The following is a 13873-nucleotide window of genomic DNA, read 5'->3' as shown; positions in this document are numbered from 1 at the left end:
TCCCATGCAGAATTCCTCTGCCCGGGTGTCTTTCGACGCCGACGGGCTCATCAACCACGCCCAAATCCAGTGGCCCGGGCACCCGCCGCTGCTGGCCGACGTCTGCGCGACGTTCGAGCGGTTCGGCCTGCGCGTCGCCTCCTACCACCACGCCGATGATGCCGCGCACTACTACGAGTTCGGCGATCTGTCGCTGCCCGATTCGACCCTCGCCCTCATCGCGGACGCCTTCGAGGCAGCCATCGCGGGGCGCTGGAACGTCGACCGGTACGCGATGCTCATCGCGGCGGCCGGCATCGATTGGCGTCGGGCGGTGCTGATCCGCGCCGCGTGCCGGTTCGTCCGGCAGACGGGGCTGGGATTCTCCGAGGACTACATCATCGAATCCCTTGTCGCAGCACCGGATTTCGTCAACGCACTGCTGGCACTGTTCGACGCCCGGTTCAACCCGGACACCACCGCCGATGTCGACCAGGCTGATCGCGAGGTGGCACGCCTGGTGGATGCCGCGACCTCACTGGACGACGACCGGATCCAGCGGGCGCTGCACGCGTTCGTCGCGGCGACGTTGCGCACCAACTGGTTCCAGGTGGGCCCCGACGGCGCCCCCAAGGACTACGTGTCGTTCAAGATCGACTCGTCGCGGCTGTCCATCACCGGACCCGTTGTCCCCTATCGCGAAATCTTCGTGCACTCCGACACCGTCGAGGGCGTGCACCTGCGCAGTGGCGCCATCGCCCGCGGCGGGCTGCGCTGGTCGAATCGTGCCGAAGATTTCCGCACCGAGGTGCTCGGCTTGATGAAGACGCAGGCCGTGAAGAACGCCCCGATCGTGCCTACCGGCGCCAAGGGTGCCTTCGTCTTGCGGTCGACTACGGGCGATCCCACTTCCGTTGATCCTGCAGCGGGCTACCGCACCTTCATCCGCGGCCTGCTCGATGTCACCGACAACATCGTCGACGGCACGGTCCGCCACCCCGACCGCACCGTGTGCCCCGACGGCGACGACGCCTACCTCGTCGTGGCCGCCGACAAGGGCACCGCGACTTTCTCCGATCTGGCCAATTCCGTTGCCGCTGAATACGGCTTCTGGCTGGGCGACGCCTTCGCCTCGGGCGGATCGGCCGGATACGACCACAAGGCCATGGGCATCACCGCCCGCGGCGCCTGGCTGTCGGTGCGCCGGCACTTCGCCGAAGCCGGTCACGACATCGACGTCGACCCGTTCACCGTCGCCGGCATCGGCGACATGTCGGGTGACGTGTTCGGCAACGGAATGCTGTTGTCCCGCAACATCAAGCTGGTGGCCGCGTTCGATCACCGGCACATCTTCCTCGACCCGAACCCCGACCCGGAGACCTCGTTCGTCGAGCGCGAGCGCCTGTTCGCCCTCCCTCGATCCAGCTGGCAGGACTACGCTCCGGCGCTGATCTCGGCCGGAGGTGGGGTGTGGCCCCGTACCGCCAAGTCGATTCCGCTGTCGGAGCAGGCCAGGGCGAGCCTCGGCATCAAGGCCGCCGAATGCACACCCGACGAACTGATCAACGCGGTCCTGCGCGCACCGGTCGACCTGCTGTGGACCGGTGGCGTCGGCACCTACGTCCGCGCCGACGACGAGACCGATGCCGACGCCCAGGACAAGGCCAACGACCGGGTGCGGGTCACCGCATCGCAGTTGCGCTGCAAGGTGATCGGTGAGGGCGGCAACCTCGGCCTGACCCAGCAGGCCCGTATCGCGTTCGCGCTGAACGGCGGCCGGGTCAATGCCGACTTCATCGACAACGCCGCCGGGGTCGCCACCTCGGACCTCGAGGTCAACCTCAAGATCGCGCTGGACTCCGGCAACATCGCCACCGCACAACGCAATACGCTGCTCGCCGGTGCCACCGACGACGTGGCCGCGCGGGTGCTGGCCGACAACGCCGACCAGATCCTGGCGATCAGCATGGCTGCCGCCGAGGCCGGCTCACTGCTGGACCGGCACGTCAGGCTCATCAGCAACCTGAAGGCCGAGGCCGGCGTCGACCCCGACGTCGAAGGGCTGCCGTCGAAGCAGGAACTGGATCGCCGCCGCCTCGTCGGACTCGGGCTCACCCGGCCCGAAATCGCCGTGCTGCTGGCGCAATCCAAGAACCTGGTCTCGCAGGAGCTGTTGGCCTCCGACGTCCCGGATCACGAGATGTTCGTCGGCCGCCTGGAGCAGTACTTCCCGGCCACCATTGCCGCGCAGGCACAGACGGAGATCGCGAACCACCCGCTGCGCCGCGAGATCGTCGCGACCTCGGTGGCCGGTGAGCTGATCAACCGCGTCGGCCCGGGCACCATCTACCGCATGCAGGAACGCCTGTCGGTGAGCACATCCGATGTGGCCATGGCCTACGCGACGGTGCGTGACATCCTCGATCTCGACGCCCTGTGGTCCGAGGTGCTGACCGGCAAAACCGATGAGAGCGGGCGCATTCAGGCGCTGCTGGAGATCCGGGAACTGCTCGAGCACCTGACGTCGTGGGTGGTGCGCAACGGCGCGGGCAACCGCGACCGGGTGAGCGCGGCCGTCAGCCGGTTGATGGCCGTCAGCTCTTCTTGAGCTCCTCGGCGAGCATCACGATGATGCCGCTGGGGCCACGGACGTAGGTGAGCTTGTAGATGTCCTCGTAGGTCGCCACCCCACGCAGCGGGTGGCACCCGTGCCGTGCGGCGATCTCGAGGGCTGCGTCGATGTCATCGACCGAGAACGCGACGCGGTGCATGCCAATGACGTTGGGCAGAATCGGTTCCGACTCGATGGCCTCGGGATGGATGTACTCGAAGAGCTCGACCCGGCCATGACCGTCCGGCGTCTCGAGCATGGCGACCTTGGCATGGTTGCCATCGAGGCCGACGGCCGTATCGGTCCACTCGCCGCTGACCGTGGTGCGGCCGACGACCGTGAGGCCGAGGTCGGTGAAAAATGCGATCGTCGCGTCAAGATCGCGCACGGCGATGCCGACGTTCTCGAGTTTGATGGCCATGCGGTGGATGCTACCCAGCAGGGCCCTGCTCAAACCCGCTCCAGCGGATCGCCGCTACCCGTAGAGCTTGGCGACTATCGCGCCGAACTCGTCGTCTTCCAGTACCGGGGTGGCTTCGATCTGGAGGTACTCCTGCCATTCGGAGATGAGCTCGAAGACCGGCTTGGCGTCAGCGGCCTCGACCACCGAGCACCCGCTGCCGTTGAGGCCGAACCACCGTCCGAGTTGGGTGGCGCCGTCGGGCGGCTTGGCCCCGGTCTGCAGGAAATGTTCTGCCGTCGCCCGCATCCGAGCCGGATCGATTGCATGCCATTGCACCAGGTATTTCATGAGAAGCCGCCTTTGAAGTCATTTGTCGGGCACTGCAGGTCGCGGCCGAGGAGCCGCCGCGACCTCCCGAACAATCAGCGGCGTCCATGGGGCGATGACTTCAATAAAGCACCACTCGGGCAGCTGAGCATCAGCCAAATGGCTGAGATCAGATCACCGCGGCGACGGCTGGTGCTGCGTGATGCAGTGGATGCCGCCGCCCCGCTCGAACAGCGGCCGGGCATCGACGCTGACCACCCGGCGACCGGGGTACTGCTCAGCCAGGATCGCCGCGGCGTCGGCGTCGCGCGGGTCGCCGAAGGCGCACGCGATGACGCCGCCGTTGACCACCAGGTGGTTGATGTAGCTGTAGTCGACGTAGCCCTCGGCGTCGGTCAGCAGATCCGGCGCGGGAAGTTCGACGATCTCCCAGGGGCGGCCCACGGCGTCGCGGGTATCGGCAAGCGCTTCGCGAATCTCCTTGCACACCAGGTGATCAGGATGCGCGTCGGAGTGCTGCGCGTGCAGCAACAAGCGCCCGGGCGAAGTGATGGCGGCGACGATGTCGACGTGGCCGCGGGTGCCGAAGCGCTCCGAGTCGCGCGTCAGGCCGCGCGGCAACCACACGGCATGGGTGGCGCCGATGGTGCGGGCCAGTTCGGCCTCGATGTCCGCCTTGGTCGCGCCGGGATTGCGGCCCGGGTCCAGCTGGACGGTCTCGGTGACCAGCACCGTGCCCTGCCCGTCGACCTGGATACCGCCGCCTTCGTTGACCAGCTCCGAACTCACCACCGGGACGCCGGCCCAACCGGCAACCGCGGCACCGATTTTCGCGTCCCGATCCCAGCGCGCCCAGTCCTGGGCACCCCAGCCATTGAACACCCAGTCGACCGCGGCCACCGAACCGTCGTCGGCATGCACGAACGTCGGGCCGATGTCGCGCATCCAGGCGTCGTTCAGCGGCGCCTCGACGATCTCGACCTCGGCGGACAGGTAGCGGCGCGCCACCACCATTTCGGCGGGATCCACCACCACGGTCACCGGTTCGAACTCCAGCACCGCGTGTGCCACGGCCGCCCACGTCGAGCGGGCCTCGTGGTGTTCGGTTTCGTTGTCCCCCAACGAATAACCTTCGGACGGGAACGCCATCCACACCCGGTCCTGTGGCGCACTCTCCGCCGGCATCACGTAGTTCGTCATTTCACCACCGCGGTGGCCTCGTGACCGGCACCGTACGGACGCTGCACGTCGACGGGCGCGGTCAGCGTGCTGTAGCTCTCCGGCCGCCGGGTCAGCAGGAACGGGAACAGCTCCAGCCAGTCGCGACGCTGATCGAGGTCCAGATCGGCCACCAGCACAGCCTCCTCGTCGCGCGGCGCCTGCACCAGCACCCGGCCGTAGGGGTCGGAGATGAACGACGAGCCGTAGAAGGTCACGGCGCCCTCATCACCAATCCGGTTGGGCACCACCATGAACAGGCCGCTGTTGATGCCGTTGGCGACGATGACCTGTTGCCACAGCGGCTGGGTGTCGAAGGCGGGAAAGACCGGCTCGGAGCCGATGGCCGTCGGGTAGACGACGATCTCGGCGCCGCCCAGCGAGTAGTTGCGGGCCACCTCGGGGAACCATTCGTCCCAGCAGGTCGGCATGCCCAGCTTGGCGCCGAGCCCCGCCGGCTCGTAGACCGGGTACGGGTTGCCCTCGGCGGGGCCGGCGCGGAAGTAGGTGTCCTCGTAGTAGCCCGCCGAGATCGGGATGTGCATCTTGCGGGTCCGGCCCGCCAACTCGCCCGACGGGGCCACCAGGATGGCCGTGTTGAAGCCCAAACCATCTGCGGCCGGCGCCTTTTCGTACAGCGATGCGTGCACGAAGATGCCGTTGGCCCGGGCCGCCTCGGCGGCCAGTGCGAACGTCGGGCCCTCGAGGAGGTCTTCGGCGGTATCGCCCGGGTTCGGGCCGGCCGGGGTGTCGGCGGGGTACCGCAGCAGGGTGATCTCGGGCAGACAGACCAGGGTGGCGCCCTCTCCGGCCGCCCGGTCGATGCCGTCGCGCAAGACCTTGGCGAGCTCGTCGGCGTCGGAGCGCCACCGGTGCTGCACCAGACCGACGCGCACCGGCGGTCGCGTCGACTCCGTGCTGCGGGACAGCGATTCGGGCGCGGTGGCGGTCAGGGTGATCATCAGCTGGGCTCCTAAAACGAATTGGATTCGTTTAATTGTGGCCCCAGGTACCCGTGCTTGTAAAGAGGTAGTAGAAAGATTCCATGGGCCGCCCCTCCAAACCGCTGCTATCCACGGATCGCATCACCGGTGCAGCAATGGATTTGGTCAACAAGACCGGCGGCTTCACCGTCCCCGAACTGGCCCGGGCACTGAAGGTCAGTCCGTCCTCGCTCTACAACCACGTCGCCGGCCGCGAACAGATCGTCGAGCTGCTGCGCGAACGGGCGATGTCCGAGGTCGCGCTGCCCGCCGACGACCCGCACCGCCCGTGGACCGACGTCGTCGCCGACATCATGCGGTCCTACCGCCAGAGCTACGCCCGCTATCCGCGGCTCATCCCCCTGCTGACCTCGCACGCAGTGAACAGCGACCACGCCCTCACCATGTACAACGTGTTGGCGGTCGCGTTCGGCCGCGCCGGATTCAACCCCGCGGACACCCTGCGCGCCATCACGCTGATCGATTCGTTCGTCCTGGGTTCGGCGCTCGACGTCGCCGCACCCGACGAACCCTGGCAGGCCGGCGCCGAAGTCGGCCCGGAGTTCGCGGCGGCACTCGCCACCGGCAGCTCCAAGCCCGAACGCGCCGACGACGCCTTCGAATTCGGCATCGCGGTACTGCTGCGCGGACTGGCGGGGGTCCCGTCCTAGTTACTCGGCGGCGTCGCCCTCAGGCTTGGCCTTGTCCTCGTCCTTGGTCTTGCCCTCGGCTTCGGCCTCAACCTTCGGCAGCACCGCGTCCAGCGCGGCACCGGTGATCCGGCGGAACGCACGACGCGGCCGCTTGGCGTCGAGGATCGCCACCTCCAGCGTGGCGGCACCCAACACCCGATCGCCGGCGCCGGCGTGCAGCGCATCGACGGCGATCTTCGCCGCGTCGGCCAGGCTCGCGTTCTCCTCGTAGGAGTCGTTGAGCGCGGCGATGATCGGCTCAGTGGTGCCGCCCATCACGACGAAGTGCGGCTCATCGGCGATGGACCCGTCGTAGGTGATCCGGTACAGCTCAGGGGCTTTCGTCTCGCCGTGGTGCGCGACCTCGGCGACACACAGCTCGACCTCGTAGGGCTTGGCCTGCTCGGTGAAGATGGTGCCGAGCGTCTGGGCGTAGACGTTGGCCAGCTGGCGTCCGGTGACGTCGCGCCGGTCGTAGGCGTAGCCGCGGGTGTCGGCGAACTGGATACCGCCGCGGCGCAGGTTGTCGAACTCGTTGAACCGGCCGACTGCCGCGAAGCCCACCCGGTCGTACAGCTCGCTGACCTTCTGCAGCGACCGCGACGGGTTCTCCGCGACGAACAGCACGCCACCCTCGTAGGCCAGCACGACCACACTGCGGCCCCGCGAAATGCCTTTGCGCGCAAGCTCGGAACGTTCCCGCATCGCCTGTTCGGGCGAGATGAAATACGGAAAGCTCATCAGCCATTACCTCCCGCGCGGGTGCGGTTCGCGATCACTTCCCGGGCCAGCGCGGCGATCCGTTCGTCGGACACCTCTTCGGCGCCGTCGGCACCGATCAGCACCGCGGTCGGGTAGATGCCCCGCGTCAGATCGGGTCCGCCGGTGGCCGAGTCGTCGTCGGCGGCGTCGTACAGCGACTCGATGGCGACCTTCAGCGCCGAATCGGCATCGGCCACATGCGAATACAGCTTCTTGATGGACGACTTGGCGAAAAGCGACCCCGAGCCCACCGACTGGTAGCCCTCTTCTTCGATGTTCCAGCCGCCGGCGGCGTCGAACGAGACGATGCGACCGGCGTTGCCCGGATCGGAGTCGTCCAGGTCGTAGCCCACCAGCAGCGGCAGCGCGACGAAACCCTGCATGGCGGCAGCCAGGTTGCCGCGCACCATGATGGCCAGCCGGTTGACCTTGCCGCGGAACGTCAGCGGCACGCCTTCGAGCTTCTCGTAATGCTCCAACTCGACCGCGTACAGCCGTGCGAACTCCACCGCGATGGCCGCGGTGCCGGCGATACCGGTCGCGGTGTAGTCGTCGGCGATGTGCACCTTCTGCACGTCACGGCTGGCGATCATGTTGCCCTGCGTGGCCCGCCGGTCCCCCGCGATCAGCACACCACCGGGGAACTTGATCGCGACGATGGTCGTGCCATGCGGTAGATCAGCGCCTCCCGCCACGGAATCACCGACCACCGGCAGCAGGTGGGGCGCCTGCCGGCTGAGAAAGTCCGAAAACGAGGACAGGTTCAGGTGGGGTGAGGTGACATCCAGTCGATCAGAGAAGGGCCCGAACGCTGGGGTCACTGGCCGCCCTTTTGGACGTACGCGCGCACGAAGTCCTCAGCGTTCTCTTCCAGCACGTCATCGATCTCATCGAGCAGGTCGTCGGTGTCCTCAGCGAGCTTCTCGCGACGTTCCTGACCTGCGGCAGACGGGCCGGAGACGTCGTCGTCCTCGCCGCCGCCGCCACCGCGCTTGGTCTGTTCCTGAGCCATCGCCGCCTCCTGATTGCTCGATATCTAACTTCACCCTACCGGTCCGTGCCCGGGTTCCCCGGGAACACAACCCTTTACGTGGTCAGCTGTTCCACCAACTCGACCGCGCTGTCCACTGAATCCAGCAACGCGCCGACATGGGCCTTGCTTCCGCGCAGTGGTTCCAGCGTCGGAATCCGTACCAGCGACTCGCCGCCGAGGTCGAAGATCACCGAGTCCCAGCTGGCCGCGGCGATGTCCGCACCGAACCGGCGCAGGCACTCGCCACGGAAGTAGGCCCGGGTGTCCGTCGGCGGGTTCTCCACCGCATCGAGCACCTGCTGCTCGGTGACCAGCCGCTTCATCGAGCCGCGCGCCACCAGGCGGTTGTACAGACCCTTGTCCAGCCGCACGTCGGAGTACTGCAGGTCGACCAGGTGCAGGCGCGGGGCGTTCCAGCTCAGGTTCTCCCGCTGCCGGAAGCCCTCCAGCAGACGCAGCTTGGCCGGCCAGTCCAGGAGCTCGGCGCATTCCATCGGATCGCGCTCCAGCAGATCCAGCACGTGCGCCCACGTCTCGAGGACGTGGTCGGCGCGCGGGTCGGGGTCGCGCCGGGCCTGCAGCTTGGCCACCCGGTCGAGGTAGATGCGTTGCAGGGCAAGGGCGGTCAGCTCACGACCGTCGGCCAGGGCCACGGTTGCGCGCAGCGACGGGTCCCGGCTGACGACGTGCACCGCGTGCACCGGCCGGGCCAGCGCCAGGTCGGACAGGTCGATGCCCTCGGCCGGCCCGAACTCGATCAGGTCGAGCACCAGCGACGTGGTGCCCACCTTGAGGTACGTCGACGTCTCGGCCAGGTTGGCGTCACCGATGATGACGTGCAGCCGGCGGTACTTGTCGGCGTCGGCGTGCGGCTCGTCGCGGGTGTTGATGATGCCGCGCTTGAGCGTGGTCTCGAGCCCGACCTCGACCTCGATGTAGTCGGCGCGCTGGGTCAGCTGGAAGCCCGGCTCATCCCCCGACTGCCCGATGCCGACGCGGCCCGAACCCGTGACGACCTGACGCGACACGAAGAACGGCGTCAGCCCCGCGATCACCGAGTTGAACGGCGTCTGACGGCTCATCAGGTAGTTCTCGTGCGTGCCGTACGACGCGCCCTTGCCGTCGACGTTGTTCTTGTACAGCTGCAGCCTCGCGGCGCCCGGGACGCTGGCGACATAACGGGCCGCCGCCTCCATGACCCGCTCGCCGGCCTTGTCCCAGATGACGGCGTCCATCGGGTCCGTGACCTCGGGAGCGGAGTACTCCGGGTGGGCGTGGTCGACGTACAACCGGGCGCCGTTGGTCAGGATCATGTTGGCCGCACCGATCTCGTCGGCATCGACGATCGGTGCCGGACCGGTGGAGCGGCTCAGATCGAAGCCACGGGCGTCGCGCAGCGGGGACTCGACCTCGTAGTCCCACCGGGTGCGCTTGGCCCGCTGGATGCCGCTGGCCGCCGCGTACGCCAGCACCGCCTGCGTGGACGTGAGGATCGGGTTCGCGGTCGGATCAGACGGCGACGAAATGCCGTATTCGACCTCGGTTCCGATGATCCGTTGCATGCCGCACAGCCTAGACGGGCGTCAATGCGCGACGATGGGGCGCATGACCACATCGGCCACTGATCGCGTCGCCGCCGAGACCTGGTTTCTGCGCCGGGGCCTGCCCGCGGTGCTGCGTCCGGGGGCTCTGGTGCGACGGCTGTGGCAACGCTCGGCGCCGGCGCTGGCCGGGTTCGCCGTGTTCATGACCAACTCGATCATCGTCGTCGCGGTCACCGGCCAGCACACCATCAACATCGACGGGCAGCCGACGCGGACCGACTGGTTCATCCTGGCTCTGCTCCTGCTGGTGGCGCCGGTCGCGCTGTTCGTGGGGTGGCAGGTGTCGCGAATCTCGTCGTGGCGCAATCGCGCCGCCGCGGCCGCGGTCTCGGTGGCGGTGTGCCTGGCCGGTGCGGTGCTCGGCGGCCCTGGCCCGCGGGTCGGCGGCAATCTGGTCTACGTCGGGCTGATCATCGTCGTCATCCTGGCCTGCACCGCGACCGGCATCGGGTCGATCCTCGGCTGGGCCCTCGACGTGACAGCGCACAGTCTTTCGCTGATGGGAAACCTGTTCGTGCGGGCGTTGCCCGTCATGCTGCTGACGGTGCTGGTGTTCTTCAACACCTACGTCTGGCTGATGGCGGCGATCGTCAGCCGCGCCCGGTTGTGGGGCGCGCTGGGTTTTCTTTCGCTGATCGCGGTGGCGTTCGTCATCGCGTCGACGGTGGACCGCGTGCGCCCGATCCTGACGGCCAGCACACCCGACACACCGGAGGCCCAGCTCGAAGTCTTGGCCGATACTCCCTTCGCGAAGATGGCCGCCGTCGGCCAGCGAATTCCGTTGTCCCGCATCGAACGAGTCAACGTGGTGTTCGTCCTCGCGATGTCTCAGGTCCTGCAGTTGTTGATCGTCGCCCTGGTGACCGCGTTCATCTTCCTGGTGCTCGGGCTGATCCTGATCGACCCGAAACTGCTCGCCGAATGGACCCGCAACAACGGCACCCCCGACGGCACCGTCTTCGGCATGACGCTGCCGATCCCGGAGTCGCTAATCCAGACGACGTTGTTCCTGGGCGCGCTGACGTTCATGTACATCACGGCCCGCACGACGACCGACGCCTCATACAGGGAGGAGTTCGTCGACCCTCAGGTCGACAGCCTGCGTCGCCGGCTGGATGCCCGCGACCGCTACCTCGCCGACCGCAGACAAGGGTGAGGGCCGAGCACGCGGTCGTGCGTGCCCGGCCCTCACCCTTCGTCGCTGCTACAGGTACTGACCCAGGTTGGACTCGGTATCGATCGCCCGGCTGGCCGACGAACTCTTGCCGGTGACCAGGGTGCGGATGTAGACGATCCGCTCGCCCTTCTTGCCCGAAATCCGTGCCCAGTCATCGGGGTTGGTGGTGTTGGGCAGGTCCTCGTTCTCGGCGAACTCGTCGACGATGGAGTCCAGCAGGTGCTGAACCCGCAGACCCCGCTGCTGGGTTTCCAGCACCGACTTGATCGCGTACTTCTTGGCCCGGTCCACGACGTTCTGGATCATGGCGCCGGAGTTGAAGTCCTTGAAGTACATGACCTCCTTGTCACCGTTGGCGTAGGTGACCTCGAGGAAGCGGTTGTCGTCGATCTCGGCGTACATCCGGTCCACGATCTTCTCGATCATGGCCTTGATGGTCAGCGCACGATCACCGTTGAACTCGGCCAGATCGTCGGCATGCACCGGCAGGTGCTCGGTGAGGTACTTGCTGAAGATGTCCTGTGCCGCTTCGGCATCCGGCCGCTCGATCTTGATCTTCACGTCCAGGCGGCCGGGCCGCAGGATGGCCGGGTCGATCATGTCCTCGCGGTTCGAGGCGCCGATGACGATGACGTTCTCCAGGCCCTCGACGCCGTCGATCTCCGAAAGTAGCTGCGGCACAACCGTCGTCTCCACGTCGGAGCTGACGCCCGTACCACGGGTGCGGAAGATCGAGTCCATCTCGTCGAAGAACACGATCACCGGGGTGCCTTCGGACGCCTTCTCACGGGCGCGCTGGAAGATCAGCCGGATGTGCCGCTCGGTCTCGCCGACGAACTTGTTGAGCAGCTCGGGGCCCTTGATGTTCAGGAAGTAGCTCTTGGCCTCGCGGGCGTCGTCACCCCGGATTTCGGCCATCTTCTTGGCCAGCGAGTTGGCGACGGCCTTGGCGATCAGCGTCTTGCCGCAACCAGGAGGGCCGTAGAGCAGGACGCCCTTCGGCGGCCGCAGCGAGTACTCCTTGTACAGATCCTTGTGCAGGAACGGCAGTTCCACCGCGTCGCGGATCAGCTCGATCTGTCGCGTCAGGCCGCCGATGTCCTCGTAGCTCACGTCGGGCACCTCTTCGAGAACCAGGTCCTCGACCTCGGCCTTGGGAATCCGCTCGAAGGCGTACCCGGCCTTGCTGTCGACCAGCAGCGAGTCACCCGGCCGCAGCTTGCGCGCCCGCTCGTCGGCCAGGTCGTCGACACCCTCGAGCACCTCGGCAACCTCGGGATCGAGGAACTCCAGCGCGACCAACGGCTCGGCGAGCCAGACGATGCGCTCCTCGTCGGCATGGCCGACCACCAGGGCGCGCTTTCCGTCGTTCAGGATTTCGCGCAATGTGCTGATCTCGCCGACCGCCTCGAACGAGCCGGCCTCGACCACCGTCAGCGCCTCGTTGAGGCGGACGGTCTGGCCCTGCTTGAGTTCGGACACCTCGATGTTCGGCGACACCGACAACCGCATCTTGCGCCCGGAGGTGAAGACATCGACGGTGTCGTCGTCGTGAGCGAGCAGCAAGACGCCGTAGCCGCTGGGCGGCTGCCCAAGTCGATCGACCTCCTCGCGGAGCGCCAGCAACTGCTGTCGCGCCTCTTTGAGGGTGTCCATCAGCTTGCCGTTGCGAGTCGTCAGCGAATCGATTCGGGCTTCGAGCTGCTGCACATCGCGCGGTCCGCGGTGCGCCGCGGCCGCGTTCGTGAGCTGCTCGCGCAACGCCGCCGTTTCACTGCGAAGCCGCGCCAACTCGGCCGCATCAGTGCTGGACATGGGGTTCTGACGAGGTATGCCCGGGTTGCCGAAGGCGTCCGGGCGATCCATTTCAGACATCTTGCGCTCCTTTCCCGCACCGGAAGTTGGTGCGGCGGATACCTCAACGCTACCGGCCATCCGTCATTCATGGGCGTTCAAGGAATCGCGACACACGGGTGTTGCTCTGACCGCGCTGTTAACCTCATACGCAAGTCGGGCTCATCGAAAGGACCGCAGTGATCGTCAAATCCCTCGTCACCGGCATGGCAGCCGCCGCCCTCGTAGGTGCAGCAGCCGTCGGTACGACTGTGGCGTCTCAGCCGGCCGGACTGACCGCTGGCACGTCACCGGCCGTCGCGCCGGTCGTCCGCCAGGTGCCGCTGCCCCAGGCACCCGCGCCGGGCCTGCAGGCGTCGCTGGTGTCCACGCTCAGCGGTCTGACGGCCGCCGGGAGCTTCGCCGGGTCCAAGGGCAGCTACATCCAGGGCGGCGTCGGCCGCCTCGAGGCCATCACCGCCGACCGGGCGTACAGCAACGCCGTGAAGCAGGGCGTGTTCCCCATGAGCTTCGCCGTTGCCGACATCGATGACCTCGGCGACGGCACCGCGACGGCCAACGTCACAGCCACCGCCGCCACCGGAGCCACCGCAGCCCAGCCGCTGACCTTCGTCGCCGGCCCCAGCCCGACCGGCTGGCAACTGTCCAAGGGGTCTGCCATGGCCCTGCTGTCGTCGGTGAAGTAGGCGCCAGGAACAACCGGTGAAGTCAACCCGAGGGACCCTGATCGCCGTCGTCGTGGCGGCGATCGGGTTGGCCGGGTGCAGTGAACACGTCGAGCCGCCGGCCGACCCGATGCCCCGTTCGCTGCTGACCACCGACGCCAAGACGCCGGCGGCCGCGCCGCTGCCGCCGCCCGATGCGCTCACCGCGGTGCTGTACAAGATCGCCGACCCGGCGGTGCCCTCGGCACAAAAGATCGGGCTGATCCAATACGGCACCGCCGAGGATCAGGCCGGGCTGGACAACTTCACCAAAGCGCTGCGCGACAACGGCTTCAATCCGATGAACGTGACGGCCACCGAGCTGCTGTGGTCAGCCGGCCAGCCGGGCGACATCATCGCCACCATCACGATCACCTCCGTCGCCGCACCGGACAACAAGTTCACGTTCCCCATGGAATTCAGTCCCATCCGGGATGCCTGGCAGCTGAATCGGCAAACCGCGAATCTGCTGCTGAAACTGGGCCAGCCGGGCGGACCGAACGCCACCACGACCCCGGGTCGCTGA

At 67.4% G+C, this 13873-nt stretch carries 14 protein-coding genes; 5 read left to right on the top strand and 9 right to left on the bottom strand.

The window, feature by feature from the left end:
- Nucleotides 1–4 precede the first annotated feature (4 nt).
- Nucleotides 5–2587 carry an NAD-glutamate dehydrogenase domain-containing protein gene (locus A7G45_RS26450; RefSeq protein WP_260941354.1) on the top strand — a complete coding sequence of 861 codons (2583 nt, stop codon included), beginning with the start codon at nt 5–7 and terminating at the stop codon, nt 2585–2587.
- Here the strand turns inward: A7G45_RS26450 and A7G45_RS26445 are convergent.
- From A7G45_RS26445 to A7G45_RS26430, 4 genes are all read right to left on the bottom strand, one after another.
- A complete protein-coding gene (locus A7G45_RS26445; protein ID WP_260941352.1) occupies nt 2574–3011 on the bottom strand; it encodes a VOC family protein in 438 nt (145 codons plus the stop codon). The genes A7G45_RS26450 and A7G45_RS26445 overlap by 14 nt on opposite strands.
- 54 nt (nt 3012–3065) lie before the next feature.
- Nucleotides 3066–3341, bottom strand: coding sequence for a DUF3303 domain-containing protein (locus A7G45_RS26440; protein WP_260941351.1), 276 nt, complete (start codon nt 3339–3341; stop codon nt 3066–3068).
- A gap of 153 nt (nt 3342–3494) precedes the next feature.
- A complete protein-coding gene (locus A7G45_RS26435) occupies nt 3495–4520 on the bottom strand; it encodes an agmatine deiminase family protein (RefSeq protein WP_260941350.1) in 1026 nt (341 codons plus the stop codon).
- Entirely contained in the window at nt 4517–5500 is a 984-nt protein-coding gene (locus A7G45_RS26430; RefSeq protein WP_260941349.1) for a nitrilase-related carbon-nitrogen hydrolase, read from the bottom strand. Before A7G45_RS26430 ends, A7G45_RS26435 begins: the two co-directional genes overlap by 4 nt.
- An 83-nt stretch (nt 5501–5583) precedes the next feature.
- Here A7G45_RS26430 and A7G45_RS26425 point away from each other — a divergent pair, with 83 nt between their 5' ends.
- A complete protein-coding gene (locus tag A7G45_RS26425; RefSeq protein WP_260941348.1) occupies nt 5584–6192 on the top strand; it encodes a TetR/AcrR family transcriptional regulator C-terminal domain-containing protein in 609 nt (202 codons plus the stop codon).
- Here A7G45_RS26425 and prcA read toward each other — a convergent pair whose 3' ends face one another.
- The 4 genes from prcA to dop form a co-directional block, all read right to left on the bottom strand.
- Nucleotides 6193–6954: a proteasome subunit alpha gene (gene prcA, locus A7G45_RS26420; RefSeq protein WP_260941347.1), complete on the bottom strand. Its 762-nt coding sequence runs from the start codon at nt 6952–6954 to the stop codon at nt 6193–6195.
- Nucleotides 6954–7796 carry a proteasome subunit beta gene (prcB, locus tag A7G45_RS26415; protein ID WP_377042124.1) on the bottom strand — a complete coding sequence of 281 codons (843 nt, stop codon included), beginning with the start codon at nt 7794–7796 and terminating at the stop codon, nt 6954–6956. The genes prcA and prcB overlap by 1 nt, the downstream gene beginning before the upstream one ends.
- Nucleotides 7793–7987 carry a ubiquitin-like protein Pup gene (locus tag A7G45_RS26410; protein ID WP_061001614.1) on the bottom strand — a complete coding sequence of 65 codons (195 nt, stop codon included), beginning with the start codon at nt 7985–7987 and terminating at the stop codon, nt 7793–7795. The genes prcB and A7G45_RS26410 overlap by 4 nt, the downstream gene beginning before the upstream one ends.
- A gap of 74 nt (nt 7988–8061) precedes the next feature.
- Nucleotides 8062–9570: a depupylase/deamidase Dop gene (gene dop / locus A7G45_RS26405; protein WP_260941342.1), complete on the bottom strand. Its 1509-nt coding sequence runs from the start codon at nt 9568–9570 to the stop codon at nt 8062–8064.
- 43 nt (nt 9571–9613) lie between these two features.
- Here dop and A7G45_RS26400 point away from each other — a divergent pair, with 43 nt between their 5' ends.
- Nucleotides 9614–10768 (top strand): hypothetical protein, encoded by a 1155-nt coding sequence (locus tag A7G45_RS26400; protein ID WP_260941341.1) that lies wholly within the window; start codon nt 9614–9616, stop codon nt 10766–10768.
- 48 nt (nt 10769–10816) lie between these two features.
- Here the strand turns inward: A7G45_RS26400 and arc are convergent, their stop codons facing one another.
- Nucleotides 10817–12655, bottom strand: coding sequence for a proteasome ATPase (gene arc / locus A7G45_RS26395; RefSeq protein ID WP_377042133.1), 1839 nt, complete (start codon nt 12653–12655; stop codon nt 10817–10819).
- Nucleotides 12656–12822: 167 nt separating this feature from the next.
- Here arc and A7G45_RS26390 point away from each other — a divergent pair, with 167 nt between their 5' ends.
- Nucleotides 12823–13329, top strand: coding sequence for an MTB12 family secreted protein (locus tag A7G45_RS26390; RefSeq protein WP_043393137.1), 507 nt, complete (start codon nt 12823–12825; stop codon nt 13327–13329).
- A 16-nt stretch (nt 13330–13345) separates the two neighbouring features.
- Nucleotides 13346–13873: a lipoprotein LppK gene (locus A7G45_RS26385; protein WP_260941339.1), complete on the top strand. Its 528-nt coding sequence runs from the start codon at nt 13346–13348 to the stop codon at nt 13871–13873.

The organism is Mycolicibacterium llatzerense (assembly GCF_025331195.1).
GTDB lineage: Bacteria > Actinomycetota > Actinomycetes > Mycobacteriales > Mycobacteriaceae > Mycobacterium > Mycobacterium llatzerense.
Note: the sequence above shows the minus strand (reverse complement) of the source record. Positions and strands in the feature narration are given on the sequence as shown.